The sequence below is a fragment of the Pseudomonas quasicaspiana genome, assembly GCF_021147825.1.
Lineage (GTDB): Bacteria > Pseudomonadota > Gammaproteobacteria > Pseudomonadales > Pseudomonadaceae > Aquipseudomonas > Aquipseudomonas quasicaspiana.
Window position 1 is genome coordinate 1 of the sequence record NZ_JAGTPI010000046.1, and the last position, 24,617, is coordinate 24,617.

At 57.2% G+C, this 24,617-nt stretch carries 21 protein-coding genes; 10 read left to right on the forward strand and 11 right to left on the reverse strand.

Annotation, left to right across the window (positions count from 1 at the left end):
• Positions 1–170 precede the first annotated feature (170 nt).
• From KDX30_RS21730 to KDX30_RS21740, 3 genes are all read right to left on the reverse strand, one after another.
• Entirely contained in the window at positions 171–2,648 is a 2,478-nt protein-coding gene (locus tag KDX30_RS21730; RefSeq protein WP_231677466.1) for a type III effector HrpK domain-containing protein, read from the reverse strand.
• 185 nt (positions 2,649–2,833) lie between these two features.
• On the reverse strand, positions 2,834–4,174 hold the full coding sequence (locus KDX30_RS21735) for a PipA/GogA/GtgA family type III secretion system effector (protein ID WP_231677467.1): 1,341 nt from the start codon (positions 4,172–4,174) through the stop codon (positions 2,834–2,836).
• Between the two features lie 132 nt (positions 4,175–4,306).
• On the reverse strand, positions 4,307–5,086 hold the full coding sequence (locus tag KDX30_RS21740; RefSeq protein WP_122396619.1) for a hypothetical protein: 780 nt from the start codon (positions 5,084–5,086) through the stop codon (positions 4,307–4,309).
• Between the two features lie 73 nt (positions 5,087–5,159).
• On the opposite strand from KDX30_RS21740, the gene KDX30_RS21745 reads away from it, so the two are divergent.
• A complete protein-coding gene (locus KDX30_RS21745) occupies positions 5,160–7,322 on the forward strand; it encodes a hypothetical protein (protein WP_231677468.1) in 2,163 nt (720 codons plus the stop codon).
• Between the two features lie 46 nt (positions 7,323–7,368).
• Here KDX30_RS21745 and KDX30_RS21750 read toward each other — a convergent pair whose 3' ends face one another.
• On the reverse strand, positions 7,369–7,779 hold the full coding sequence (locus KDX30_RS21750; RefSeq protein ID WP_095094636.1) for a PA2817 family protein: 411 nt from the start codon (positions 7,777–7,779) through the stop codon (positions 7,369–7,371).
• A gap of 90 nt (positions 7,780–7,869) precedes the next feature.
• Entirely contained in the window at positions 7,870–10,317 is a 2,448-nt protein-coding gene (locus KDX30_RS21755; protein ID WP_231677469.1) for an acyl-CoA dehydrogenase, read from the reverse strand.
• Positions 10,318–10,811: 494 nt separating this feature from the next.
• Here KDX30_RS21755 and KDX30_RS21760 point away from each other — a divergent pair, with 494 nt between their 5' ends.
• The 4 genes from KDX30_RS21760 (at position 10,812) to arfB (ending at position 13,815) form a co-directional block, all read left to right on the forward strand.
• Complete coding sequence (locus tag KDX30_RS21760) at positions 10,812–11,435, forward strand: glutathione S-transferase family protein (RefSeq protein ID WP_231677470.1); 624 nt, start codon at positions 10,812–10,814, stop codon at positions 11,433–11,435.
• 155 nt (positions 11,436–11,590) lie between these two features.
• Entirely contained in the window at positions 11,591–12,523 is a 933-nt protein-coding gene (locus KDX30_RS21765) for an ABC transporter ATP-binding protein (protein ID WP_027897901.1), read from the forward strand.
• Positions 12,520–13,311 (forward strand): ABC transporter permease, encoded by a 792-nt coding sequence (locus KDX30_RS21770; protein WP_027897900.1) that lies wholly within the window; start codon positions 12,520–12,522, stop codon positions 13,309–13,311. Before KDX30_RS21765 ends, KDX30_RS21770 begins: the two co-directional genes overlap by 4 nt.
• Positions 13,312–13,401: 90 nt before the next feature.
• Positions 13,402–13,815: an alternative ribosome rescue aminoacyl-tRNA hydrolase ArfB gene (gene arfB / locus KDX30_RS21775; protein ID WP_231677471.1), complete on the forward strand. Its 414-nt coding sequence runs from the start codon at positions 13,402–13,404 to the stop codon at positions 13,813–13,815.
• Here the strand turns inward: arfB and KDX30_RS21780 are convergent, their stop codons facing one another.
• The 5 genes from KDX30_RS21780 to phhA form a co-directional block, all read right to left on the reverse strand.
• Entirely contained in the window at positions 13,816–15,024 is a 1,209-nt protein-coding gene (locus KDX30_RS21780; RefSeq protein ID WP_095094626.1) for an MFS transporter, read from the reverse strand.
• A 165-nt stretch (positions 15,025–15,189) separates the two neighbouring features.
• Positions 15,190–15,372, reverse strand: coding sequence for a hypothetical protein (locus KDX30_RS21785; protein WP_122704439.1), 183 nt, complete (start codon positions 15,370–15,372; stop codon positions 15,190–15,192).
• Between the two features lie 78 nt (positions 15,373–15,450).
• Positions 15,451–15,591: a hypothetical protein gene (locus KDX30_RS21790; protein WP_164706047.1), complete on the reverse strand. Its 141-nt coding sequence runs from the start codon at positions 15,589–15,591 to the stop codon at positions 15,451–15,453.
• A gap of 284 nt (positions 15,592–15,875) precedes the next feature.
• On the reverse strand, positions 15,876–16,232 hold the full coding sequence (locus tag KDX30_RS21795; protein WP_231677472.1) for a 4a-hydroxytetrahydrobiopterin dehydratase: 357 nt from the start codon (positions 16,230–16,232) through the stop codon (positions 15,876–15,878).
• Between the two features lie 15 nt (positions 16,233–16,247).
• Complete coding sequence (gene phhA / locus KDX30_RS21800; protein WP_231677473.1) at positions 16,248–17,066, reverse strand: phenylalanine 4-monooxygenase; 819 nt, start codon at positions 17,064–17,066, stop codon at positions 16,248–16,250.
• Between the two features lie 264 nt (positions 17,067–17,330).
• Between phhA and KDX30_RS21805 the strand changes: the two genes are divergently transcribed.
• Positions 17,331–18,899 (forward strand): sigma-54-dependent transcriptional regulator, encoded by a 1,569-nt coding sequence (locus tag KDX30_RS21805; RefSeq protein WP_231677474.1) that lies wholly within the window; start codon positions 17,331–17,333, stop codon positions 18,897–18,899.
• 230 nt (positions 18,900–19,129) lie between these two features.
• On the opposite strand, the gene KDX30_RS21810 is transcribed toward KDX30_RS21805, so the two are convergent.
• Positions 19,130–19,396, reverse strand: a complete 267-nt coding sequence (locus KDX30_RS21810; protein WP_087273874.1) for a DUF2790 domain-containing protein — start codon at positions 19,394–19,396, stop codon at positions 19,130–19,132.
• A 374-nt stretch (positions 19,397–19,770) separates the two neighbouring features.
• Here KDX30_RS21810 and acs point away from each other — a divergent pair, with 374 nt between their 5' ends.
• The 4 genes from acs (at position 19,771) to KDX30_RS21830 (ending at position 24,616) form a co-directional block, all read left to right on the forward strand.
• Entirely contained in the window at positions 19,771–21,726 is a 1,956-nt protein-coding gene (gene acs, locus KDX30_RS21815; RefSeq protein ID WP_027898010.1) for an acetate--CoA ligase, read from the forward strand.
• A 643-nt stretch (positions 21,727–22,369) separates the two neighbouring features.
• Positions 22,370–23,146 carry an ABC transporter substrate-binding protein gene (locus KDX30_RS21820; RefSeq protein ID WP_099267398.1) on the forward strand — a complete coding sequence of 259 codons (777 nt, stop codon included), beginning with the start codon at positions 22,370–22,372 and terminating at the stop codon, positions 23,144–23,146.
• Between the two features lie 85 nt (positions 23,147–23,231).
• Positions 23,232–23,921, forward strand: coding sequence for an ABC transporter permease (locus KDX30_RS21825; RefSeq protein ID WP_231677475.1), 690 nt, complete (start codon positions 23,232–23,234; stop codon positions 23,919–23,921).
• On the forward strand, positions 23,918–24,616 hold the full coding sequence (locus KDX30_RS21830) for an ABC transporter permease (RefSeq protein WP_231677476.1): 699 nt from the start codon (positions 23,918–23,920) through the stop codon (positions 24,614–24,616). The genes KDX30_RS21825 and KDX30_RS21830 overlap by 4 nt, the downstream gene beginning before the upstream one ends.
• Position 24,617 lies beyond the last annotated feature (1 nt).

Sequence of the window (24,617 nt, forward strand, 5' to 3'; positions counted from 1 at the left end):
AGTGGTGGGGCAAGAGCGCTTTGGTTACTTTCGCGCTCTTCGAAAGTGACGCGCTGTAAAAGCGCAACCAATATCAGCCGTTACCGCAATAACGGATATGTACACAAACATCCCTCCCCATGGAGAAGGAAAAGTTGTGCTGATACCTACGCCGTCACCGCCTCAGAAGATCAATGCGCCTTGGGAATACCGAACTGGTCCAGCGTTGGATCGACATTGTGATCGAAAGCCTTCTGATCCTGTTTTTTGTGCACCGCATCGATAATCGCTTTGATGCCGAAACCTATCGCCATGGCCGCATCGGCGATCCAGCCAACGACCGGCACGGCGCTTGCGACGGCGCTGGCAGCCGCCATGCCTGCAACACGGCCGGCAACCGCGCCAACGGCACGCCCCGCGATTTTACCGGCGATCTCCCCACCAGCAGTGCTTGATTTGGTTGCCAGGTCATAGCCAACCCGCGCAGCGGTGCCCGCGCCACGGATACTGTCGTAGATCGCTTTACCTGCCTCGGCATCCTTACCCTGAGCCAGCAATCCGGAAACGGACGTCATGGCATACACACCGCCAGCCGCGCCCAGAGCGCCACCCGCCATGCCCTTGCCGTCAAGGGCAGTATTGGCACGCTTTTCAGCTTCGGCTTTCAAGTCCTTTGCGGTGATGCTTTGTGGATCTTTATTGCCCAGCCCGGCAGTGGCGTCCTTGAAGTCGGTAATCATGTCGACGCCAGCCTTGGTGGTCTTCAAGGCGGCCAGCGTGGCCTCGGTGTAGGCGTCCTGGCTGGCGGCGGTAATTTCTGGCGGCAACACAGCGTCGTAGGCTGCTTTCTGGCCGTCGACGTCGGCCAGTACTTTTTCCGGCTTGGCGTCCTTCGACTTCATTTGCTCGTTCATTTTGCCGCCCTGGCCAAAATTCTGTTGGTAAGAGAGTTGCAGTTCGGCGCTCAAATCCGGACGGTTCGCCACTACATCGCTGGCTGTGGGAACACCTGCGTCAGGGCCGCGCAAATCTTTTTGCATTTGCAATTCGGCGCTCAGGTTGCCGACCGAAGCACTGTAATCAGGAGAGGATGGATCCTTGATCGGCTTGCCGTCTTTGTCTTTGGTCACCGCATCAAAATCGCCCCGCATATCGGTTTCCAGTGAGTTACCCGAGGTCAGGCTTTGGTAACGCTGATTGACCGCTTGTTTCAGAGCAGGGTCGTTGCTGATCAACTTCCTCTGCTGTTCGGGAATCGATTTGTCGAGGAAGGCTTGTACGTCTTTATCGCCTTGCAACTGTGCGATTTTTTCCTTCAGAGCCGTTTCAGTCTTCTCGGTCTTGCGCAGACTTTGTCCGGCTTCCACGCTCTCCAGGGTTTTCTGCAGTTTGACCATGACCGCTGCTTTCTGGTCGCCGCTGTATTTGTCAGGATTGGCAAAAACGTCTTCGTTCAGCGCGCTGATATCAACGCCTGCTGTAGCGTTGAGCGTCGCGGCGCTGCTCATCATGGCCGCGAATTCGCCGCCGTTTGTAGGGGCCTGTTTCTTGATCCAGTCTTCTATGTTCCGGGTGCTGATATCGCCGTCGGCGCTTTTCTTCGCCAGTGCCTTGCCTTCCAGTCCGCCCTGGTCGAGCAAGTCAGAGAAGCCTGGCTGGGCAAACGTTTTCGCTGAGGTTGTCAGCAGGCTGGACAAGCCAGGGTTGCCAGAGGACAACGCCTTGAGGTCATCGACCGTGGTGTACTTGCCAACTTTTTCATCACCCCCAGCAGCTTTTTTCGGATCGGCGCATTTGGTAATGGGTTCGTTGGCCCGCAGCAGCGCCGCATTGGTCACCATCTGCAGCGACTGCGGATCAGCCGTGGGATTGGCTTTCACGTACTCATTGACGGATTTCGCCCCTGCGTCCCGTGCTTTCTCGAGATTTTTTGCCAGCGACTTGTAATCACCATCAGTGGTTTTTCCGTCAGCCTGACCACCGCGCTTGCCGACATCCGCTGCGGTCTTGAGCACCGGATTGGCATCGATGAATGCTTTGGCTTTTTCTGCGTCCGGACCGCCCGCAGCGGCCATCTTCGCTGCCGCGATGGGGCGGTTGAGTTCTTTCGCAGCCTGCTCTTGCTGCGCGGGCGGCAAGTTGGCCACCATCGGCCCGAATTTCTCCAGATCTTTTGGTGTGGAGTATTTGGAGTTATCGAGAAACTCGGCATCCTGACCCGTTCTGGCCGTGGGAGCTGCGCCTGTGGGGGCATGAGTAGCCTTGGGGGCTGTCACACCGAAGGTTCTGTCAACGCCGTCTGGTTTACCGGTGCGCTGCGCACCTGTGCCTTGCGGCTGAGCTGGCTTACCGAATGCTGTTTCCTCAGGTTGATCACCGCCGGGTGTGCTGAGGCGTTCCAGTACTTCCTTGAACAACGAGATGAGCGCCGAGGGCGAGGGCGCGTCTTGAGTCTTGCCGGCTGCAAATTGGCTGTTTGGCTGGCGGGGCACTTGTGTGGTGTTGCCTTGGCCGAAGGAGATGCCGCCACCGCCATTACCGGCCACGAAGGCTTTCATCGGCACTACCGCGCCTTTGACTCCCTGGGCCGGAGCGTCGTTTGAATGCATCCCCTCCTGACCGTTGAGAGGGATCTGGCTGGGCATATCAGGGGAGACGCGCATATTCATGTTCATTGCCTTCTGTGTGACAACTATTGATACATCTGTGTGGCGAAGCAGTTGAAACGGTTCCACTGAGCGTGATTTTCAAGCAGCGTTGCCCACGGCTTACCGGTCCAACGATGCAATCTCTGGATGAGATTCAGACTACCGAGGCGCTGCAGGCTGCGTAGCCAGGGTGTCGGCGCTTTCGGTCAGGTACGCATCAGGTAGCGGTTCTGGTCTATGCCATACCAGGCCGGGTTCACTTGTTGCCCGAACACCGGGTCGAAGTATTCGCGTTGTTCGCCTTCGCCGCGTTGCAGGATGGTATGGCGAGCCATCATTAGCGCTGCGCCAGGCTTCGCCCCGGCTATTTCCGGACTTTGCGAAGAAAGCTGCACATGCATCTCGCCGTCCATGCTGAGCAGTTCCAGCCCTGTTATTCCCGCTGCTTCGCCTAGCAGCGAAAACAATCTGGCAAATGATGTGCAGTCGCCGTCGCGGCTGTTGATCATTTCCAAAGGGCTACGTTGCTTATCGATCCGGTAGGCAAATAGCTGTTGTCTGTGATTTTGCGCAGCGATCTTTTCCAGCAGTGCCATAGGTTTTTCATCCCCACGGACCTGGCCAAACAGGCGCATCAATATTTCCGGTAGTTGTTTGCTCGCCTGGGTTTCCTCGCGCACCAGTGCTGTGAGCTGACGCCGATTGGGGCGTTGGGCGATGAGTTCCAGATGCCTGCCGGCGAAAGCATTCAAGTGTGTTCTGACACTGTCCTTGAAAGTCTTTCCAGTCGTCGAGGGGCTGGGCCCTGAGTCGATGTTCAGCATCAAACGGTTGAGCGAGGTTTTAGCGCTGACGTCCTGAGCTGAATTTTTGATGACTGCCGGTTGGTTGGGCAGGGCAATCTGTGCAGGGTCGCGCTTGCCCATTTCTTTGAGAATGATGTTCACATATTCCGGATTGGGCCCGCGGGGGTGCCCCGGCTCTTGCTCGGGTAGCTGAGTGAGTTGGCTGACCACCTGACCGAGCAGGATTCGCTCCTGGGAAGCTCTCTCCGGGCCATGCGCTGCGGGATATTTCGGTCTTGGGCCGCGGGTGAGTACATCGGGTAACCGCAGGACAGACTCTTGAGTGTTCGTTAGATCGCCCTCGATCTCAACCAGGCAGCGCTCCGACGGAGTACGCAGGCGTGTAGCCCAGCTATGGTTGAAAAGCCTGCGGAACGTCGCGCTCTTCTGGTACGCCGTCGTGATCGTCTCGTTAAGCGCTCCCAGCGCGGCTCTGTGTTCAGCAGATTTCCCCTTTGTGTCCAGTGCACCTTGCCTGAGTAGATAATCGCGCAGTTGACTCAAGGGCAGGTGTCCACGCTCATCAATGGCATGGTTATCATGGGTTTTGCGCAAAGAGCTGGGGTTTTTGAATTGCGCGACCATATCCCGATGTTTCCCTGCCAGAAACTGGTCCGGGCTAGCGTTGCCAGTAGTCGGGGCATTCACGCTCGCCGTGGTCTGGCCCGGGCGGGGGAGAATGGCAGAAGTATTAAATATCACGGACAGGGACCTGGGTGGGTTCTGGAACCTTTGAGTGGTTTCAGGCCGAAATACGGTTCCTTTGACGCGAGACCTGGCGATGCTTCTGGTTTAAATCCAGGCAGGATGGATAGGTTAAAAAGACTGATATCGCTATCGATCTGGCTGCCCTGTTTGAGTGGCGCTGTTCTTCGACAGTTCTGTCGAAGGCTTTCGGCGGCTCGTGCCCGTCTCCGTCGTCGCAGGGGGATGCGGTGCTTCAACTCGCGGACCCTGGGAATCGACGTCTGAGTTGACATTGGCACTGGCATCTTCAAGGGGCGCACGAGTTGGTAGCCGCTGCGCTGTGGCAGAGCTCTGTTGTGGCTGGTTCATGGCGTTATTCACCCCGGTGTTTTGCCGACCGTGACTCGAGGTTTTATTTAGCAAGTTTCCCAGAATCGTAGCGCTCAGGTTTCCGCTCTTCAGAAAGTCCTTGTGCGTGGACTTCGCAGGGCTTTCAGGCTGTGGAGGGGTAGGCGGAGGGGATACGGCATTTGCCATCTTCGTGCCCAACGTCAGCAGGGCTCTACCTTTGCCGTCACTCATGCCCAGATAGTCCAGCACCTCGGACATGGGTTTTTCCAATCCGATACTGAGAGTGGTTGCACCATGGGCTGGCCGATCCAGCTCGATCTCGCGACCAGTTTCAGAGGCCCGGACGGACTTTGGGCGTTCTTCGCCGCTCAATACCTTCAAGGCCACGTCGAACATTTTTTGCTGCAAAGGGCTGAGTGATGCCCGTTTCTTATCCAGCCATGGGCCGGGAAAATGCATCTTCGCGCCCATGGAAATGTTATCGGCTACGTGAAGATTGGCCGACACTGAGGGCTTGTCCGGTTTACCGACTTTCAAGGCGACCGATGTCAGGGATGGATGAGAAATATTGATCATGAGGTGTACTCAGCAGAACGGTATCTACCTGAGTGGCCCGTGTGCTTATCCAGTTCCCTGGCGTTGTGGCAGGGTGTCCGTCACGGCAAGGAACCGGGCAGGCTGGAATCACCACAGAGGGGAATGCCATTCAGAGGATTTCATCCCCATGCCGTTAAATCATTTTCTTGGTTTGCCCCTTCGCCCGGTTGTAAGGCCGCGCCCTGAGAGTAGTAGCCATACACGCCAGCCGGAGACCTCTTCTTCCAGGACGCGTCGTCCGAAGGCCAGCGGATCAAGGCCTCAGCCTCGTAACAGGCAGGACCCGATCAAACCCGGCAAGGATGAAGTCTATCTCTCCAGTAAACGTGGCCCCATTGTTGATTTGAATATGGAAGTCACTCGGCCACTGGCGGTATGTCGTCATCTCGCTTTCAACTATCTGTTTGGTGACGAGCCTGCCGACATGCGCGGTGGCAAGGATTTCCTGGACCGGGCGGCCAAATCCAAAGCCCACTTGCAGGCGTTCTACGATCACCCCAGCAACCCCCATGCACGCGCTGACTCTGGAACAGACGCGTTGGAGCTCATCGTCGGGCGTAACAACCCACTCCTTATTCCGGACAAGTTTGGACGCTGGCTGGACGACACGTTCCGTCAGGTGGTCGACAAACGGCTTCCTGAGGCGCGAATCATGCTGCGCACCCATAACCATGATTTGCCCATACATATTCAAAATAAAGGGGGTCGCATTACCCTGGCTTTTTACGACCCCAACGATTCCAACGTTCACCGTCGGCTTGAGCGTTATCCGGATCAGAGCGTCGCGGATATCACCTTTGATAAAGCCTTTCCCGACAACAGTGCTTACTTTGAACAAGGCCGTTATCCGTTCATACAAGCCGTCAGCAGGGATGTTGGGCATCCCGCAGACGACATGAAGTACTTCCGCAAGGGTTCCAGATTGCCCATGGAGGCTGACAGGTCACTGCTCAATACGCTTTGGGCAGTTAGTTCTCTGCAAGCGTTTTTGGGGCTGTGCGACTACATGAAGCGCAAGGGGCTGGTTGGCAGCAAGGCCACGCCTTATCTAAGCGCACCTAAAAAACGGCTCAGAGATTTTGCGCAAGGTGTCGATCCGAAAGGCTTGAACCATGAAAATCAGCGCTTGAGTTTGCGGGTTTTTGTAACCGGCATGGCGAAGTTGAAAGTACCCAGTTCAAGTGCCAGAAAATTGCTGGCGCCCAGTATTGAAAAACATCGCAAACCACTGGGGTATTCCCTGCATTTGCCGTCCCGGAACCCTGATTTCGTCGCCGATTACCTTGCGTTACTAGAGACTGCTCGTTTGAACGACGCCGATTTTTTCGATGTTATCCGTGGCGACCCTAACGATAATAATCTGACTGTGGCGATGGAGAATCAGAACGCCGAAGATTTCCATCTTCTTTTTGATCAGTTGGAAACCCTGCAGCCTGGTAAAGGAAGGCTGGCGAGACTGCTTGGCGCCACCACTGCAAATGGCCAGACCGCGATGGCGGATGCTGCTTCTTTCGGCCATGCCGACATGATTTCGGCCTTCATCGCGCGCGTCAGCAAATGTGATTTGCTCGATACGCAGGAGAAATACCGGCTGCTGCAAGGCAAGGACTCTGAGGGCGACACTTGCCTGCAGGGCGCGGCCAGGTATGAAGAACCTGCCTGCATCAAGGCCTACCTCGATGCGTTGGCAAGCAGTGGCCTGCGCTCGCGTGAGGTGGTCAAACTGCTTGGCAACCCCGAGCAGGACCAGCCCAATATCATCCCGGACATTTGCGTGCCCCCTGATGGTGGCTGGACAGCAACATCCATCGCCGTCTGCAATGCCATGCTTGCAGGTTACTTTGAAGGTATTGCAGCACTGAACCTGAGCCCGGCTTCGTTACGCAAGGTGCTTGCACCGGAACAGGGAAATGCCCTTGCAGCCTCTCGTGTCATCTTTGCTGGCGATCTGCAGGTCACCGTTGCGTTCAATAAAATCCTCGACGGAATTCCGGCGGCGGACGCTATCGAGCTGATCAAGGGGCCTGCGAGTCCAGGCCATAGCACACTGGAAAGGCTGCGCAGTTCCAACCACCCGCAACCGGATCACGAGGCGCTTTACTTCCGCTTGCTCGACCGCCAGCGACGACGAACCCCTCCCGTGCCAGCGCAGCGCAGCGGCAGTCAGCAATACGCCCAGTACCAGTCAGATCGATTCAGACGTCAGCACGGTTGAGTGCGTGGCGTCAGGGGGATCGATGTCTGGCGATTGTGAATCACGATCAGTGCTTACTGCCCTGAGAAGGCATGGCCAGCAGTTGCTTTTCCATGTTCCAGTCAAACGGCTCGTCGTTCTGCTCGGCTTCGTAGCGACGCTCTTCCAGCGATTGGTACAGCTCGATTTCTTCGTCAGGCATGAAGTGCAGGCAGTCACCGGCGAAGAACCACAGCAGGTCGCGTGGCACCAGATGGGCGATTTGCGGGTAGCGCTGGATCACCTGACACAGAATGTCCTGGCCCAGATACTGGCTTTCGATAGGGTCTTGCGGCAGCAGGGTCAGCAGCTCGTCGAAGCGCTCCATGAACAACGCATGGCTTTCTTCGGGAACCTGCTCGGCCTCGCCCAGTGCGACCAGGATGCTGCGCAGGTGCGCCAGCAGGTTCAGTTGGTGGTCGAGATTGGCGTCGGCCATGGGGCAATCCTCAAAGACAAAAAAACAGGCGCGAGAGTATAAAGCTCTGCGCGCCTGCTGTGGGGTTGAACTGAACAGTTCCGCCAGTCGTTAGCGAATTTTACCTTCGCTCAGAGTCAGCTCTTCCTTGGCAAAATCATCCACGTCGATGACTTTGCGTCGTGCCGCCTCGGCTGCCCGCAGCGTCTCGGCCTCGGCCGGTTGAAGCACACTGGCGTTGAGCGCTGCGTCGATCACGTGCTCGCCTGCGGCCGGTTTGAACTGGCCGCCCTTGAAAGCCACATGCAGCTTTTTGTGCAGTGGTTTCGCGGCGTTCAACAGATCGCTGGCATGTTGCAGGGCGCCAACAGCGTCGTCCGGCGATTGCGGGCGGTAGCAGCCCGCCAGCAATTCTTCCAGGGTCGGATCGCCTTTGGCGCGGCCCAGTACAGCGGCAACCTGTGCATCCAGCGCATCGGACGGGCCTTTGTGGCGACGTCCGAACGGAAACACAACAACGCGCAACAGAGCGCCCAGCACACGGTTCGGGAAGTTGCTCAGCAGCTCGTCCAGTGCGCGTTCGGACTCACCCAGTGCTTCTTCCATTGCCCAGCGGAACACCGGTTGCAGATGTTCAGGGTAGTTCAGGTCGTGGTAGCGCTTGAGGGCTGCCGACGCCAGATACAGGTGGCTCAATACATCGCCTAGTCGCGCAGACAGACGCTCGCGACGCTTCAGTTCGCCGCCGAGCAACATCATGCTCAGGTCGGCCAGCATGGCGAAGGCCGCGGCCTGGCGATTCAGCGCGCGGTAGTATCCCTGACTCAGGCTGTCCCCCGGAGCTTTCTCGAAGTGACCGAAGCCCAGGTTGAGGATGAACGTGCTGGCAGCGTTGCTCACGGCAAAACCGATGTGCTTGAGCAGCAGGCTGTCGAACTCGAGCAGTGCCTGGTCATGGTCTGCGCGACCGGCCAAGGCCATTTCCTTGAGGACGAACGGATGGCAGCGAATCGCGCCCTGGCCAAAGATCATCAAGTTGCGCGACAGGATGTTTGCGCCTTCAACGGTGATGAAGATCGGCGCACCTTGCCAGTTGCGGCCCAGATAGTTATTTGGGCCCATGATGATGCCCTTGCCCCCATGTACGTCCATGGCGTGGGTGATGCATTCGCGGCCGCGTTCGGTCAGGTGGTATTTGAGGATTGCCGAGAGCACTGACGGTTTTTCGCCAAGGTCCACAGCGTTAGCGGTGAGCATGCGGGCGCTGTCCATCAGCCAGGCGTTGCCGCCGATCCGCGCCAGGGATTCCTGAATACCTTCGAAGGCCGACAGCGGTACGTTGAACTGTTCACGTACCTGGGCGTATTGGCCTGTGACCAGACTGGTGAACTTGGCGGCGCCGGTGCCCACAGCTGGCAAGGAGATGGAGCGTCCCACCGACAGGCAGTTCATCAACATCATCCAGCCTTTGCCGAGCATTTCCTGACCACCGATCAGGTACTCCAGCGGGATAAATACGTCCTTGCCAGAGTTGGGGCCGTTCATGAACGCGGCGCCTAGCGGCAGGTGGCGACGGCCGATTTCAACGCCCGGTGTTTCAGTCGGGATCAGTGCCAGGCTGATGCCCAGATCGACTTCTTCGCCCAGCAAGTGCTCCGGGTCGTAGGCCTTGAACGCCAGGCCGAGTAGGGTGGCGACGGGGCCGAGGGTGATGTAGCGCTTTTCCCAATTCAGGCGCAGACCGATCACTTCTTCGCCCTGCCATTCGCCTTTGCAGATAATGCCGGTGTCCGGCATGGCGCCTGCGTCGGAGCCTGCCAGCGGCCCGGTGAGCGCAAAACACGGAATGTCATCGCCGCGAGCCAGACGCGGAAGGTAGTGATTGCGTTGCTCGTCGGTGCCGTAATGCAGCAGCAGTTCCGCAGGACCGAGTGAGTTGGGGACCATAACCGTCGAGGCCAGGTCGCCGCTGCGGGTAGCCAGTTTCATCGCTACTTGTGAGTGGGCGTAGGCCGAGAAACCTTTACCGCCGAACTCTTTAGGGATGATCAGGGCGAAGAAACCGTGTTGTTTGATGTGCTCCCAAGCGCGGGGCGGCAGGTCCATGGCCTGGCCGATTTCCCAATCGGTGACCATCGCGCACAGCTCTTCGGTCGGGCCGTCGATGAATGCCTGTTCTTCGTCGGTCAGTTGGACTTTCGGATAGCTGAGCAACAAGTCCCAGTCAGGACGGCCGCTGAACAGCTCGCCATCCCACCAGACCGTGCCCGCGTCGATGGCATCGCGCTCGGTTTCCGACATGGGCGGCAACACTTTCTTGAACCAGGTGAACATCGGCGCAGTGAAATGTTTGCGCCGCAGGTCCGGCAGCGCCAGCGGCAATGCCACGGCCAGCAGCAGGATCCAGAAGATCACCATCAACCAGGTCGGCGCATGGCTGATGATGCCCATCGCCAGCAGGTAAGCAGCCACCACGCCCAGCGCAGGCATAGGTGCAACGCGGCGGTGCGCCAGCCAGGCGATGCCTACGACCAGAACCACAATCCACAACAACAGCATAAGTAATCCTCCGTGATGACAGCAGCGAGAAGCCACTATCATGAGCCGGGGCGTGTTTCGTCAAGAAGGTCGCCCGAGCGGGTGCATGGATAGTGACCCTGGCGGGGGGAGGGAGTTTCACGGCTAGAACGCGATCCCTTGAGGGATTCAATGCTGGCCTGCAACCCAATTCCCCGTGGGAGCGAATTCATTCGCGAAGGAGCCGGTACAGACAACACATATTTAGGTTATAGCAATAAGTTTCCCCGAATGGAGTGGAGCGCCACTCCCGGTCGGCTCCGCAGATGAAGCGCGTTTCCCCTGTGTGCGAGGCTTGGTATAGGCGGCATTTGCAGTGTGTCAGTTAAACCGGGTCGAATTCATCGCGAGCAAGCTCAGCTCCTACAGGGCCGTGCCCAACCATTGCGCTTGCGGGCCAACATAGAATGTCCCACATGAAGCCCGCGTTTCGCTGTAAATGGCCTATCCTGTCGGCCATCTTCAAGGAGAAAACAATGCTTAAAATCTGGGGTCGGAAAAACTCTTCCAATGTGCGCAAGGCACTCTGGATCGCTGAGGAACTGGGTCTGCCGTACGAGGCGCTGGACGCAGGCGGGGCGTTCGGGCTGGTGGATGGCGCTGAATATCGAGCGAAGAACCCCAACGGGCGTATTCCGATGATCGAAGATGGCGATTTTGTGTTGTGGGAATCCAACGCCATCGTGCGTTATCTGGCGGCCCGTCATGCGCCTGACTCAGCGCTGTATCCCTCCGATGTTCAGAAGCGCGCAACCGCAGACAAATGGATGGACTGGACCACCTCGACCTTTGCCGGTCCTTTTCGCGATGTGTTCTGGGGCGTATTACGCACCCCGGCCGAGCAGCAGGACTGGGTGCAGATCAACGGCGCGATCAAAACCCTGCAGAGCCTGTTGATCGTTGTCGATGAAGCGCTGCAGAAGCAGCCTTATCTGTCCGGTGCCGAATTCGGCATGGGTGACATCCCGCTGGGCAGCTTTATTTACGCCTGGTTCGAAATGCCGATTGAACGACCTGCCATGCCGCACCTCGAAAGCTGGTATGAGCGGCTTAAAGCCCGGCCTGCTTATCAGGCGGCGGTCATGACCGCGCTCACCTGACCGAGTTAGATGAGCCGCGTCGATAGGTACTATCAATAGATCGCGCTGTACTTGAACGGTCCGGCCGAGCACCATTGCGGTGCTGGCTGGAGTTGTAATCATGTGTGTCAGCCCTCATCTACATCCCCTATTTCTTCACTGGTAATTTTTCCGACATGAGTTCTGCTCTATCCATCCGGCAGCTAACCAAAACCTACGGCAACGGTTTCCAGGCCCTGAGTGGTATCGATCTGGACGTCGCTGAAGGTGATTTTTTTGCTTTGCTCGGCCCGAACGGCGCCGGCAAATCCACCACCATCGGCATCATCTCGACGCTGGTCAACAAAACCAGCGGCACGGTGAATATCTTTGGCCATGATCTTGACCGCCAGCCCGCTGCGCTGAAGCGCTGTATCGGCGTGGTGCCTCAGGAATTCAACTTCAACCAGTTTGAAAAAGCCTTTGATATCGTCGTGACCCAGGCCGGTTACTACGGCATCCCGATGAAGATCGCCAAGGAACGCGCCGAGCAATACCTGACCCAGCTAGGGCTGTGGGATAAGCGCGACGTGCCTTCACGTTCGCTGTCTGGCGGCATGAAGCGACGTCTGATGATCGCCCGGGCTCTGATTCACCAGCCACGTCTGCTGATCCTTGATGAGCCAACGGCCGGGGTTGATATCGAGCTGCGTCGCTCCATGTGGTCGTTCCTCACCGAGCTGAACGAGCAGGGCACCACCATCATTCTGACCACGCACTACCTGGAAGAGGCCGAGCAGTTGTGTCGCAACATCGGCATCATCGACCACGGGGTGATCGTGGAAAACACGGGCATGAAGCAATTGCTCAACAAGATGACCGTGGAAACCTTTCTGCTGGATCTCAAGCACGAACACCATGTCGCGCCACAGCTGATGGGTTATCCATGCACGCTGATCGACAGTCATACCCTGGAAGTGCAAGTCGACAAGAACGTTGGCATCACCGCACTGTTCAGCCAGTTGGCGGCGCAGAATATTGAAGTGCTGAGCCTGCGCAACAAAACCAATCGCCTTGAGGAGTTGTTCGTGTCACTGGTGGAAAAAAATCTGGCGAAGGTGGCGGTATGAGCAACGAAACGACTTCCGAACTGCGCCCCAATCTGGTTGCCCTGAACACTATTGTCTATCGCGAAATACGTCGTTTCATGCGCATCTGGCCGCAAACCTTGCTGCCGCCAGCGATCACCATGGTTTTGTATTTCGTGATCTTCGGCAACCTGATCGGCCGACAGATTGGCGACATGGGCGGCTTCACCTACATGCAATACATCGTGCCGGGTTTAATCATGATGTCGGTGATCACCAACTCGTATGGCAACGTGGTGTCGAGTTTCTTTGGTGCCAAGTTCCAGCGTTCGGTTGAGGAACTGATGGTTTCCCCGGTCTCGCCCCACACCATCCTGATCGGCTACGTGCTGGGCGGTGTGCTGCGCGGTCTGGCGGTGGGCTTTATCGTGACACTGCTGTCGATGTTCTTCACTGATCTGCAGGTTCACCATCTGGGTGTGACCATTGTGGTGGTGTTGCTGACGGCGACGATCTTCTCGCTATTGGGCTTCATCAACGCTGTATTTGCGCGCAACTTCGACGATATCTCTATCATCCCGACGTTCGTGCTGACCCCGCTGACTTATTTGGGGGGCGTGTTCTACTCCATCAGCCTGCTGCCACCGTTCTGGCAAACCGTGTCGCTGGCCAACCCGGTTCTGCACATGGTCAACGCTTTCCGTTACGGCATCCTGGGTGTCTCCGACATCCGCATCAGCATTGCCATGGCGTTCATGGTGATCGCGACCATCGTGCTGTATATCGGCTGCGCGCGGTTGCTGGTCAGCGGGCGCGGGATGCGCTCTTAATAGACTCGGGATTGAAGCATTTTTTTGTGGGAGCAGACCAGGCTCTGCTCCCACAGGGTATGCATCGTTCCAAGGTAATGTGAAAACACCATGCTGGTAATCTCCAACAACGTGCACCTTCCCGATGCCGAAATCGAATTGACTGCCATCCGTGCCCAGGGCGCGGGTGGGCAGAACGTCAATAAGGTTTCCAGTGCGGTGCACCTGCGTTTCGACATCAACGCTTCATCGCTGCCGCCTTTCTACAAAGAGCGGTTGCTGGCGTTGCGCGACAGCCGGATCACCAGTGAAGGCGTGCTTGTGCTCAAGGCCCAGCAGTACCGCACTCAGGAACAGAACCGCACCGATGCGCTTGAGCGGTTGGCCGAACTGATCGTCAACGCGGCCAAGGTCGAGAAGAAGCGTCGGCCGACCAAGCCGACGCTGGGTTCAAAGACCCGCCGTCTGGAATCCAAGACCAAGCGTGGCTCGATCAAGGCGGGTCGCGGCAAAGTGGATTTCTGATCAAGCGCTCTGTTGGCGCGCTGCTTTCGCTTGCTTGTATAGCCAGACGCTCAGGGCCAGACCGCTGAGAGAGGCTAGCGCTGCAAACAGGAAGATTGAGGCAAAGCCAAAGCCTGCCGCCACCGCTCCGGCCACAGGACCGGTGATCCCCAGCGACAAGTCAATGAACAGGGAATAAGCGCCTACCGCTGCGCCTCTGCTCGAGGCGGGCACCAGATTTACGGCTTCTACACCCAGGGCCGGGAATACCAGCGAAAAGCCAAAGCCAGTCAACGCCGCGCCTGCCAATGCCAGCTCCGGGGACGGGGCCATCCACAACAGCAGCAAGCCAAGGCTTTCAACACTCAGGCAACCGATTGCCACTTTGAAGCCGCCAATCCGGTTGATCATGTTGCCGAACAACAGCCGCGCCCCGATGAATGACGCGCCGAACAGACTCAGACACAGCACGGCGTTCGGCCAGTTATGGCTGTTGTAATACAGCGTGATGAACGTAGCGATGGTGCCGAATCCGATAGACCCCAGCGCCAGACCCATGCCGTGGGGAAATACTTTGCCCAGCACGTGAATGAACGGCATGCGCTCGCCATGGACGATCGGCACTGCTTCTTTGTTCCAGCCCAGTTTCAGCCCGAGCAGGGCGAGCAGAATGATGCTCACACCCATACTCCAAAGCCCCAGTGTGCTGACCAGCATCACCCCCAGCGGCGCGCCGATGGCCAGCGCACCGTAACTGGCGATGCCATTCCAGGAAATCACTTTGGCGGTGTTCTGCGATCCAACGCGGCCAATGCCCCAGCCTATCGATCCGGAACCCACCAGACTCTCGGCACTGCCCAGCACCAGTCGGCCGAAGAACAGGCTGATCAGGCTGACCATGGGCCACGCCTGCAACCAGCTCGACAGCAGCATGAACACGCCACTGAGGCCGCAACCGGCCAGACCGAACAGCACGGCTTTTTTGGGACCGAGGTTATCGATGATGCGTCCGGCATACGGGCGGCTGAGCAGGGTGGCCAGATACTGCACGCTGATCACCAGCCCCGCAGTCACTGCGCCAAACCCCAGATCGGTGTGGACGTATCCTGGTAGTACCGCCAACGGGATACCGACGTTCAGGTAGCCGATAAAAGTGAACATGACGATGGAGACAACTTGCAGAGTGACTGCCATGGGGCGTTGGGAATCACTGCGGGGTGTATCAGGCATGGGTAAGCGGTCCACTGTTGCGGCGGGAATCAAATGGGGGCTGCGGGTCGAGTCGAACCCTGGCAGGCAAACAAGTGCTCAATGATAGCGGCGAACGAGCGTTGGGCTGGAGGTCTGGTCAAAAAAAATTACAGCGAGGGTATGCGGTCAGGAAGGGGTAGAGCCTTATTGAGACTGTTCAGGCGCGACCAGTTGGGTCGTCACCAGCGCGGCGAGGGCGTTTTCCTGATTGCCGAAGCGGTCGAGCAGGGCTTGCTTCTTCTCCGGGCTCAGCTGTGCCCAGATTTTGATCATGAGTTCGGCGGTGCCGATAAGGGTATTGGCTTGTGCTTCGTTGAAGTCTTTCATGTGCAGCCTGTGGTCATCGGCAATCAGACGTATGAAAACACAGCGAGGCTGGTTTCCGATACGTCTGAAAAATCACCCTCAGTCTTCGCTGGAGGCTTGCTGGCCTTGTTCGGCCTGTACACCGGCTTTCATGTCGACCGGTTGACCGAGTTCCAGTTGAGCCAGTGTCGATTGCTCAGGCTCTTTCTGGCCAGGGGGAAAGTTTGGAATTTCATGCATTTTCGATGCTCCTTGCACAAGTTTTTTAGTTGCTGGGCAGAACCAGTGCTTCTAAAAAGCTTGGGCAGGATACAGCAGAGATAATGACAAACAGATTTTTATCTTGACCGTTGGTCATGTGCGGAAACAAAAACCGGGTTTTATTGTCCTGCGTCATGGCGCATGGGGTGCATTGCTGGCGAGCGTCGTAGGACCGGCTTTAGCCGGGAGGAGGCCTGCACATACTGATGCGGATGCATCGTCGATAAAATCCCCTCCCGGCTAAAGCCGGTCCTACGGCGTGATCATTTCCGCCCCTCAGCGCCTTTCGCCACCTCATCCGTGCGCGCCGCCATGATGAAGTCGTTGCGGTGCAGGCCTTTGATGGAGTGGCTCCACCAGGTCACGGTGACTTTGCCCCACTCGGTCAGCAGACCCGGGTGATGACCTTCTGCTTCGGCTATCCCACCCACAGCATTGGTGAATGCCAGCGCGAACTTGAAATTCTTGAAGAGGTAGATTTTTTCCAGCTGCATCACACCGTCGCGGACCTCGATGTTCCAGTCCGGGATCTGCTTCAACAGCTCAGGCAGTTCGGCTTCGCTGACTTGTGGGGCGTTGGCGCTGCAGGCTTCGCAGCTGGCTTGGGAGAGATTGGTCATCAATAGGTTTCCTGTTCAGGCCACTTGGGAGGGCTTGGATGAGGAGCTCGATGAAGAGCGCGGCGGGAATTTAGGTGCGTGCAGACCCAACTGCATGGCTTGCTCGACCATCCCCATGATGTCTTCCTGAGCCAGGTCGAACAGCCGCTTCAGGTCGGGCAACACAAAATACACGGGTTGCAGGATATCGATACGGTAAGGCGTGCGCATCGCTTCCAGAGGATTGAACACCTGATGTTCCGGTGCGTTCGAGAGACTGTAGACCGCTTCTTTGGGGGAGGAAAGAATGCCTCCCCCGTAGATTTTCCGACCTTGCGGCGTGTCGACCAGCCCGAATTCAATGGTCATCCAGTACAGGCGCGCCAGATACACACGCTGTTCTTTGCTGGCGCTGAGGCCGAGCTTGCCGTACGTATGGGTGAATTCGGCGAACCAAGGATTGGTCAGCAGAGGGCAATGGCCGAAGATTTCGTGAAAGATGTCCGGCTCTTGCAGGTAGTCCAGTTCCTCCTGGCTGCGAATGAATGTCGCCACGGGAAACTGCTTGTTGGCCAGCAGCTCGAAAAAGGTCTGGAACGGAATCAATGCCGGCACCCGCGCCACTTGCCAGCCGGTGGTCGCACCCAGAACGCTGTTGATTTCCGAAAGTTGCGGAATGCGGTCATGTGGCAGAGCCAGTTGTTCGATGCCGTCGAGGTATTCCTGGCAGGCACGGCCTTCAATCACCTTCATTTGCCGGGTGATCAGCGTGTTCCATACCTCATGCTCGGCGCTGGGGTAATCAATCACCCCATGATCGTCGGGTTCCCGTGCCACGTATTTCGCAGGGCTCATACAGCTCTCCTCGGGGTTCTTTTTATTGGGTTTGTTGCGAACGCCCAAGGTCATCAATAGCGCATTTCAGGCTTGCAGGCTGTCGGCGTTTTGATCTGACAAAGGCCGGTAATGGCGAAATCCCGTAAAGAAATCTTTACGGGATGGGCGAATCCCTGATTATCTTGTGGTGGAGTAAGTTTTACGGGGTTCTGGTGTAACGAATTCTTGACGCTAAACTTCGCCTCATCACAAAAATAACAACAGCCACAGGACTCATCTGCCATGCGCATCAAAGTGCACTGCCAGAACCGCATCGGTATGACCCGCGACATTCTCGAGCTCCTGGCCTCGTACGGCGTTAACGTCGCCCGGGGTGAGGTGGGCGGGGAGCACGGCGACGCCATCTATCTGCACTGCCCGAACCTGATCAATCTGCAATTTCAGTCATTGCGCCCGCGCTTCGAAGCTATTGCCGGTGTCTTTGGCGTCAAGCGTGTCGGGCTGATGCCCAGCGAACGACGGCATATGGAACTGGATGCGCTGCTGGGTGCACTGGAGTTTCCGGTGCTGTCCATCGACATGGGCGGTTCGATTGTCGCGGCTAACCGGGCCGCCGCTCAGTTACTGGGCGTGCGTGTGGATGAAGTGCCAGGTATAGCGTTGTCGCGTTACGCCGAAGACCTTGATGTGCCAGAGCTGATCCGCAGCAACAAATCCCGGATCAATGGCTTGCGAGTGACCATACGGGGCGATGTGTTTCTTGCGGATATCGCACCATTGCAGTCGCGTCACGACGACAGTGAGGCGATGGCGGGGGCAGTGTTGACCCTGCATCGTGCGGATCGGGTTGGCGAGCAGATCTATCAGGTTCGCAAGGAAGAACTGCGCGGATTCGACAGTATTTTCCAGAGCTCCAGAGTCATGGCCGCAGTGGTGCGTGAAGCCAGGCGCATGGCTCCGCTGGACGCACCTTTGCTGATCGAAGGTGAGACGGGCACCGGCAAAGAACTGCTGGCCCGCGCCTGCCATCTTGCCAGTCCGCGTGGGCAGTCGCCGTTGATGGCGATGAACTGCTCGGGCCTGTCGGATGCCATGGCCGAGACCGAGCTGTTCGGTTATGGCCCTGGCGCATTCGACGGCGCGCGAGCCGAGGGCAAGCTGGGTCTGCTGGAATTGACGGCGGGAGGCACGTTGTTTCTGGACGGCGTCGGCGAACTGAGTTCGCGCATGCAGGCCAAATTGCTGCGTTTCCTGCAGGACGGCTGCTTCCGGCGAGTCGGCAGTGACGAAGACGTTTTTCTCGATGTGCGCATCATGTGCTCGACTCAGGTTGACCTGTCCGAGCTGTGTGCGAAGGCTGAATTTCGCCAGGATCTCTACCATCGCCTCAATGTCTTGACCCTGCACATCCCGCCGTTGCGTGAATGCCTGGACGGGCTCGGTCCGCTGGTTGAGCATTTTCTGGATCAGGCCAGCCGCCAGATAGGCTGTCCGCTACCGAAACTGGCAACTGCCGCCATGGAGCGTTTGAGTCATTACCAGTGGCCGGGCAATGTTCGGCAACTGGAGAATGTCCTGTTCCAGGCGGTTTCGTTGTGTGAGGGCGGGACGGTTAAAGCCGAACACATTCGCTTGCCGGATTACGGCCTGCGCGATCCGTTGGCACAGTTCTCCATGGACGGAGGGCTGGAAGAGATAGTCGGTCGTTTTGAAAAGGCGTTATTGCAGCGTTTATATGCGGAATATCCCAGCAGCCGACAACTTGGGAAGCGGCTGGGTGTTTCCCATACAACAGTGGCTAACAAGTTGCGGGATTATGGGGTGGGTTCTAACAAGCCTGATCGTGTGTAAATCGAATTTTAATGGTCGGCGTTTTATTAACGCCTAAACGCCTAATGGTATTAATTATCAGGCAGCACATGTCTTTCTGAGTTGAAGAGGGATTAACTGTGGGAGCGAATTTATTCGCGAAGGCGGTCGTTCAGGCGATACACGGGTTGTGAGTGTACCGGCCCCTTCGCGAATGAATTCGCTCCCACAGAGGGTGTGCTTGACCCCGTAATAGCGTTGTCCCGAAAACCTCAACTATTGCTGCAGCCGTTACCCATGACCTGATAGCCCATCACGTGTTGCTGGCCTTTGGAGTCTTCATAGGTCATGCGCATTGGCACGACCTTGCAGACGTCAGGGATGGCGGTGATGGAAATGACTTTGGCAATATCAGGGTGGCTGCCGTAGGTGTACTGCTCGACGCGTGCTTGTTGGGCAGCAACTTTTGCTCCGGATTCTTCAGCCATTGCAAATGTGCTGAAACCACAGAGTGCCAGAACCAACAGTGAAACTTTCATTTCTGTCTTACCTTCTTGAGTTCGAGAGGGGATACACCGCCCTTGTAAAGCGATGTGTAGCCTTTAATGATTAACTCGCCGTGGGGGCTGTCAGTTATTTATCAGGTGCCTTGTTTGGCGAAGTCGATTCTATGCCTGTCACCGCACTTCATATAGAAACACTTTTGATAAACACTATTGAGCGAATTGACAACAATCCCTGAGAGCACCGGGCCAGAGGCTTATGAACGGTTGACTGCGGTCTTGTCTGTGCCTTTCAATGGTCCTAACGGGCCTGTTTATCTGAACGGTAAGACCATCGTCGAATGGTCCCGACGCCGACAGGCGGATACAACAGGGGCATAAAACAACAACTATCCACCGAGGTAACCAAGATGAGTGCAGCTTCCCTGTACCCCGTCCGCCCAGAAGTCGCAGCGAGCACGCTGACCGATGAGGCGACCTACAAGGCCATGTACCAGCAGTCGGTGGTCAATCCCGATGGCTTCTGGCGTGAACAAGCTCAGCGTCTGGACTGGATCAAACCTTTTACCTCGGTCAAGCAGACCTCTTTCGATGACCATCGTGTCGACATCAAATGGTTTGCCGATGGCACCCTGAACGTCGCCTATAACTGCCTGGATCGCCATCTCGAAGAGCGCGGCGACACCATCGCTATCATCTGGGAGGGCGACGATCCTTCCGAAAGCCGCAACATTACCTATCGCGAGCTGCATGCCGAAGTCTGCAAGTTCGCCAACGCGTTGCGCGGTCAGGATGTGCACCGTGGCGACGTCGTCACTATTTATATGCCGATGATCCCCGAGGCCGTGGTCGCCATGCTGGCCTGCGCCCGTATCGGTGCGATCCACTCGGTGGTGTTTGGTGGTTTCTCGCCGGAAGCACTGGCTGGCCGCATCATCGACTGCAAATCCAAAGTGGTCATCACTGCTGACGAAGGCCTGCGCGGCGGCAAGAAAACCGCTATGAAAGCCAACGTTGACCGGGCGCTGACCAACCCGGAAACCGCCAGTGTGCAGAAAGTCATCGTCTGCAAACGCACTGGCGGCGATATCGAATGGAACCGCCACCGTGATATCTGGTACCACTCGTTGCTGGACGTGGCGTCCGAGATCTGTGCGCCGAAAGAAATGGGGGCCGAAGAGTCGCTGTTTATCCTTTATACCTCTGGCTCCACAGGCAAACCGAAAGGCGTGCTGCACACCACGGGCGGCTATCTGTTGTATGCCGCGCTGACTCACGAGCGAGTGTTCGACTACAAACCGGGCGAAATTTACTGGTGCACCGCTGACGTTGGTTGGGTCACGGGCCACAGCTATATCGTCTATGGCCCGCTGGCCAACGGCGCCACCACGCTGTTGTTCGAAGGCGTACCGAACTATCCGGACATCACGCGTCTGTCGAAGATCATCGACAAGCACAAGGTCAATATCCTCTACACCGCACCGACTGCCATCCGCGCGATGATGGCTGAAGGCACCAAGTCCGTTGAAGGCGCTGACGGTTCAAGCCTGCGCCTGCTGGGTTCGGTGGGCGAGCCGATCAACCCGGAGGCCTGGAACTGGTACTACAACACGGTTGGCAAGAAAAACTGCCCGATCGTCGATACCTGGTGGCAGACCGAAACCGGCGGCATTCTGATCAGCCCGCTGCCGGGCGCGACGGCCCTCAAGCCTGGCTCGGCAACGCGTCCGTTCTTCGGCGTGATTCCGGCGTTGGTGGATAACCTTGGCAACCTGATCGAAGGCGCTGCCGAAGGCAACCTCGTCATCCTCGATTCGTGGCCGGGTCAATCGCGCTCCCTTTACGGCGACCATGACCGGTTCGTCGATACCTACTTCAAGACCTTCCGCGGCATGTACTTCACGGGTGACGGTGCGCGTCGTGACGAGGACGGTTACTACTGGATCACCGGTCGCGTGGATGACGTGCTTAACGTCTCTGGCCACCGCATGGGCACGGCTGAAATCGAAAGTGCGATGGTTGCGCATCCGAAGGTGGCCGAAGCCGCAGTGGTCGGCGTACCTCATGACCTGAAAGGGCAGGGCATCTACGTTTACGTGACGCTCAACGGCGGTGAAGTGCCGGATGATGCTTTGCGCAACGAGCTGCGTAACTGGGTCCGCAAAGAAATCGGCCCGATTGCTTCACCAGACGTGATTCAGTGGGCGCCAGGCCTGCCGAAAACCCGTTCCGGGAAAATCATGCGCCGCATCCTGCGCAAGATTGCCACGGGTGAATACGATTCGCTGGGCGATATCTCGACCCTGGCCGATCCGAGCGTGGTGCAGCATTTGATCGATACGCACAAGACCATGAAAGTGGCCTGATAGTCAGCGCCTCAAAAAGCCCCATCCGGTGTGAGCCGGGTGGGGCTTTTGTTTTCCAAATCAAAACCGAAGCGCTCCTATCGCGAGCAAGCTCGGCTCCCACATGAGAATGCGATTTCATGTGGGAGCCGAGCTTGCTCGCGATAGGAGCAGCACAAAAACCTCAGGCTCCACGAAATCTCAGCTTCATCCAACCAGGATATATATCGACCTGTTACCCACCCCACCGCTCAGGTAACGCCACTCCCGCTTATGGGGCAACGCACCTCACATCTGTAAGAATCTGCGGCTCAAATAGCTGGCAGATAAACATGCGGCAATCCCGCCCTTGCCGTATTACAAGGCTTTGCCAATAATGGGCGCGCATTTTGCTGCAATCACGGGTTATCCCTCTTTTCGCCTTTGCATAACCATTTTTGGTTGTCAATGCGCATGCCGTGATTTTCAGTGCATTTGTAACTAGTTGTCGCATTGAAGAAATATCGACTTCGAGCGTCCCGTTAAAATGCCGCTCACTCGCCGCAGGCTTGCAGGTCCGCATACCGGTCCCAGTCGCCTGGCGTCTATCTCCAATAGTCCTCTTCGCATCCTGGGCTCTTGCTCACGTTGCCATTTGTCGTGTTTTACCGACGGAGTCCTGACAATGAAAAAGCTCATGCTGCTTGGCGCAATGGCGCTGACCGTTCTGGCGCAGCCAGTGTTCGCAGACGAAAAGCCTCTGAAAATCGGTATTGAAGCAGCGTACCCTCCGTTTGCCTCCAAAGCACCGGACGGCAGCATCGTCGGTTTCGACTACGATATCGGCAACGCGCTGTGTGCTGAGATGAAGGTCAAGTGCACCTGGGTCGAGCAGGAATTCGACGGCCTGATCCCGGCGCTGAAAGTGCGCAAGATCGATGCGATCCTTTCTTCGATGTCCATCACCGAAGACCGCAAGAAGTCGGTTGATTTCACTGATCGCTACTACAGCACTCAGGCGCGCCTGGTCATGAAGGAAGGCACCACCGTCAGCGACAGCCTGGATGAACTCAAAGGCAAGACGATCGGCGCGCAACGTGGAACGATCCACGACACTTTCGCCAAAAAGGTGCTTGAGCCCAAGGGCGCCGTGATCAAGTCCTACAGCTCCCAGAACGAAATCTACCTGGACCTCAAGGCCGGTCGTCTGGACGGCACGGTAGCGGACGCGACCCTGCTGCAGGATGGTTTTCTGAAAACCGATTCGGGCAAAGGCTATGCTTTTGTAGGCCCGGCATTCACCGACCCGGCTTACTTTGGTGACGGCATCGGCATTGCTGTTCGCAAGGGCGACAAAGCCAACGTTGAGCGCATCAATGCCGCCATCGCTGCGATTCGCGCCAACGGCGAGTACAAGAAGATTCAGGACAAGTACTTCGACTTCGACGTTTACGGCAAGTAAACCTGTCGTCACGGATGGCGCAGCCAGAAGCCGGTTTCGGTGTTGTGGCTAGCGCCATTTTTTACACCCATGAGGACTGCACAACATGTTGAATGGCTACGGGGCTGTCATCCTCGAGGGCGCAGGGCTGACGCTGCAACTGGCCCTGTCGTCAATGGCGCTGGCAATCGTCCTGGGTCTGATCGGTGTGTCGTTGCGTTTGTCGCCGGTGCGCTGGCTGGCCTGGCTGGGTGACGTGTATTCCACCGTGATTCGCGGGATTCCCGATCTGGTCCTGATCCTGCTGATTTTCTATGGCGGTCAGGGGGCCTTGAACACCATTGCACCGATGCTCGGTCACGACGATTACATCGACCTGAGCCCGCTGGCTGCCGGTATCGGCACCCTGGGTTTCATCTTTGGTGCTTATCTGTCGGAAACCTTCCGGGGTGCGTTCATGGCCATTCCAAAAGGGCAGGCCGAAGCGGGCCTTGCTTACGGGATGAGTCACTCCAAAGTGTTTTTCAGAATTCTGATGCCGCAGATGGTTCGCCTGGCGATCCCCGGCTTCACCAACAACTGGCTGGTACTGACCAAGGCGACCGCGCTGATTTCGCTGGTCGGTCTGCAGGACATGATGTTTCTTGCCAAGCAGGCAGGCGACGCCACCAGTCAGCCCTTTACCTTTTTCCTGGCCGTGGCCGGGATATATTTGCTGATTACCAGCGTTTCGCTGTTGGCTCTGCGCCTTGTCGAAAAACGTTACTCCGTTGGAGTAAGGGCGGCTGACCTGTGATTTTTGATTACAACGTCATATGGGACAGTCTGCCGCTGTACTTCGCCGGTCTGCTGACCACCCTTGAATTGCTCGGCATCGCCCTGGTTTTTGGTCTGTTGGCGGCGTTGCCACTGGGCCTGATGCGGGTGTCGAAAAAGCCCTGGGTGAATATGCCTGCATGGCTTTATACCTACGTGATTCGTGGCACGCCGATGCTGGTGCAGCTGTATCTGATCTATTACGGCCTGTCGCAGTTCGCTGCGGTCCGGGAAAGCTTCCTGTGGCCATGGCTGTCCAGTGCGACCTTTTGCGCCTGTCTGGCGTTTGCGATCAATACCAGCGCCTACACCGCGGAAATCATCGCAGGTAGCCTCAAGGCTACGCCTGCAGGCGAGATTGAAGCGGCACGTGCCATGGGCATGTCCAAATCCAAAATGTACCGCCGCATCCTGCTGCCTTCGGCCTTGCGTCGAGCGCTGCCGCAGTACAGCAACGAAGTGATCATGATGTTGCAGACCACCAGTCTCGCGTCCAGCGTCACTCTGGTCGACATCACCGGAGCGGCCCGGGCGGTCAACTCCGAAAGCTTTTTGCCCTTCGAGGCGTTTATCACCGCAGGCGTGTTCTACCTGTGCCTGACATTCATTCTGGTGCGCCTGTTCAGGCTGGCTGAACGCCGCTGGCTGGGCTACCTCGCACCCCGGAAGGCCTGAC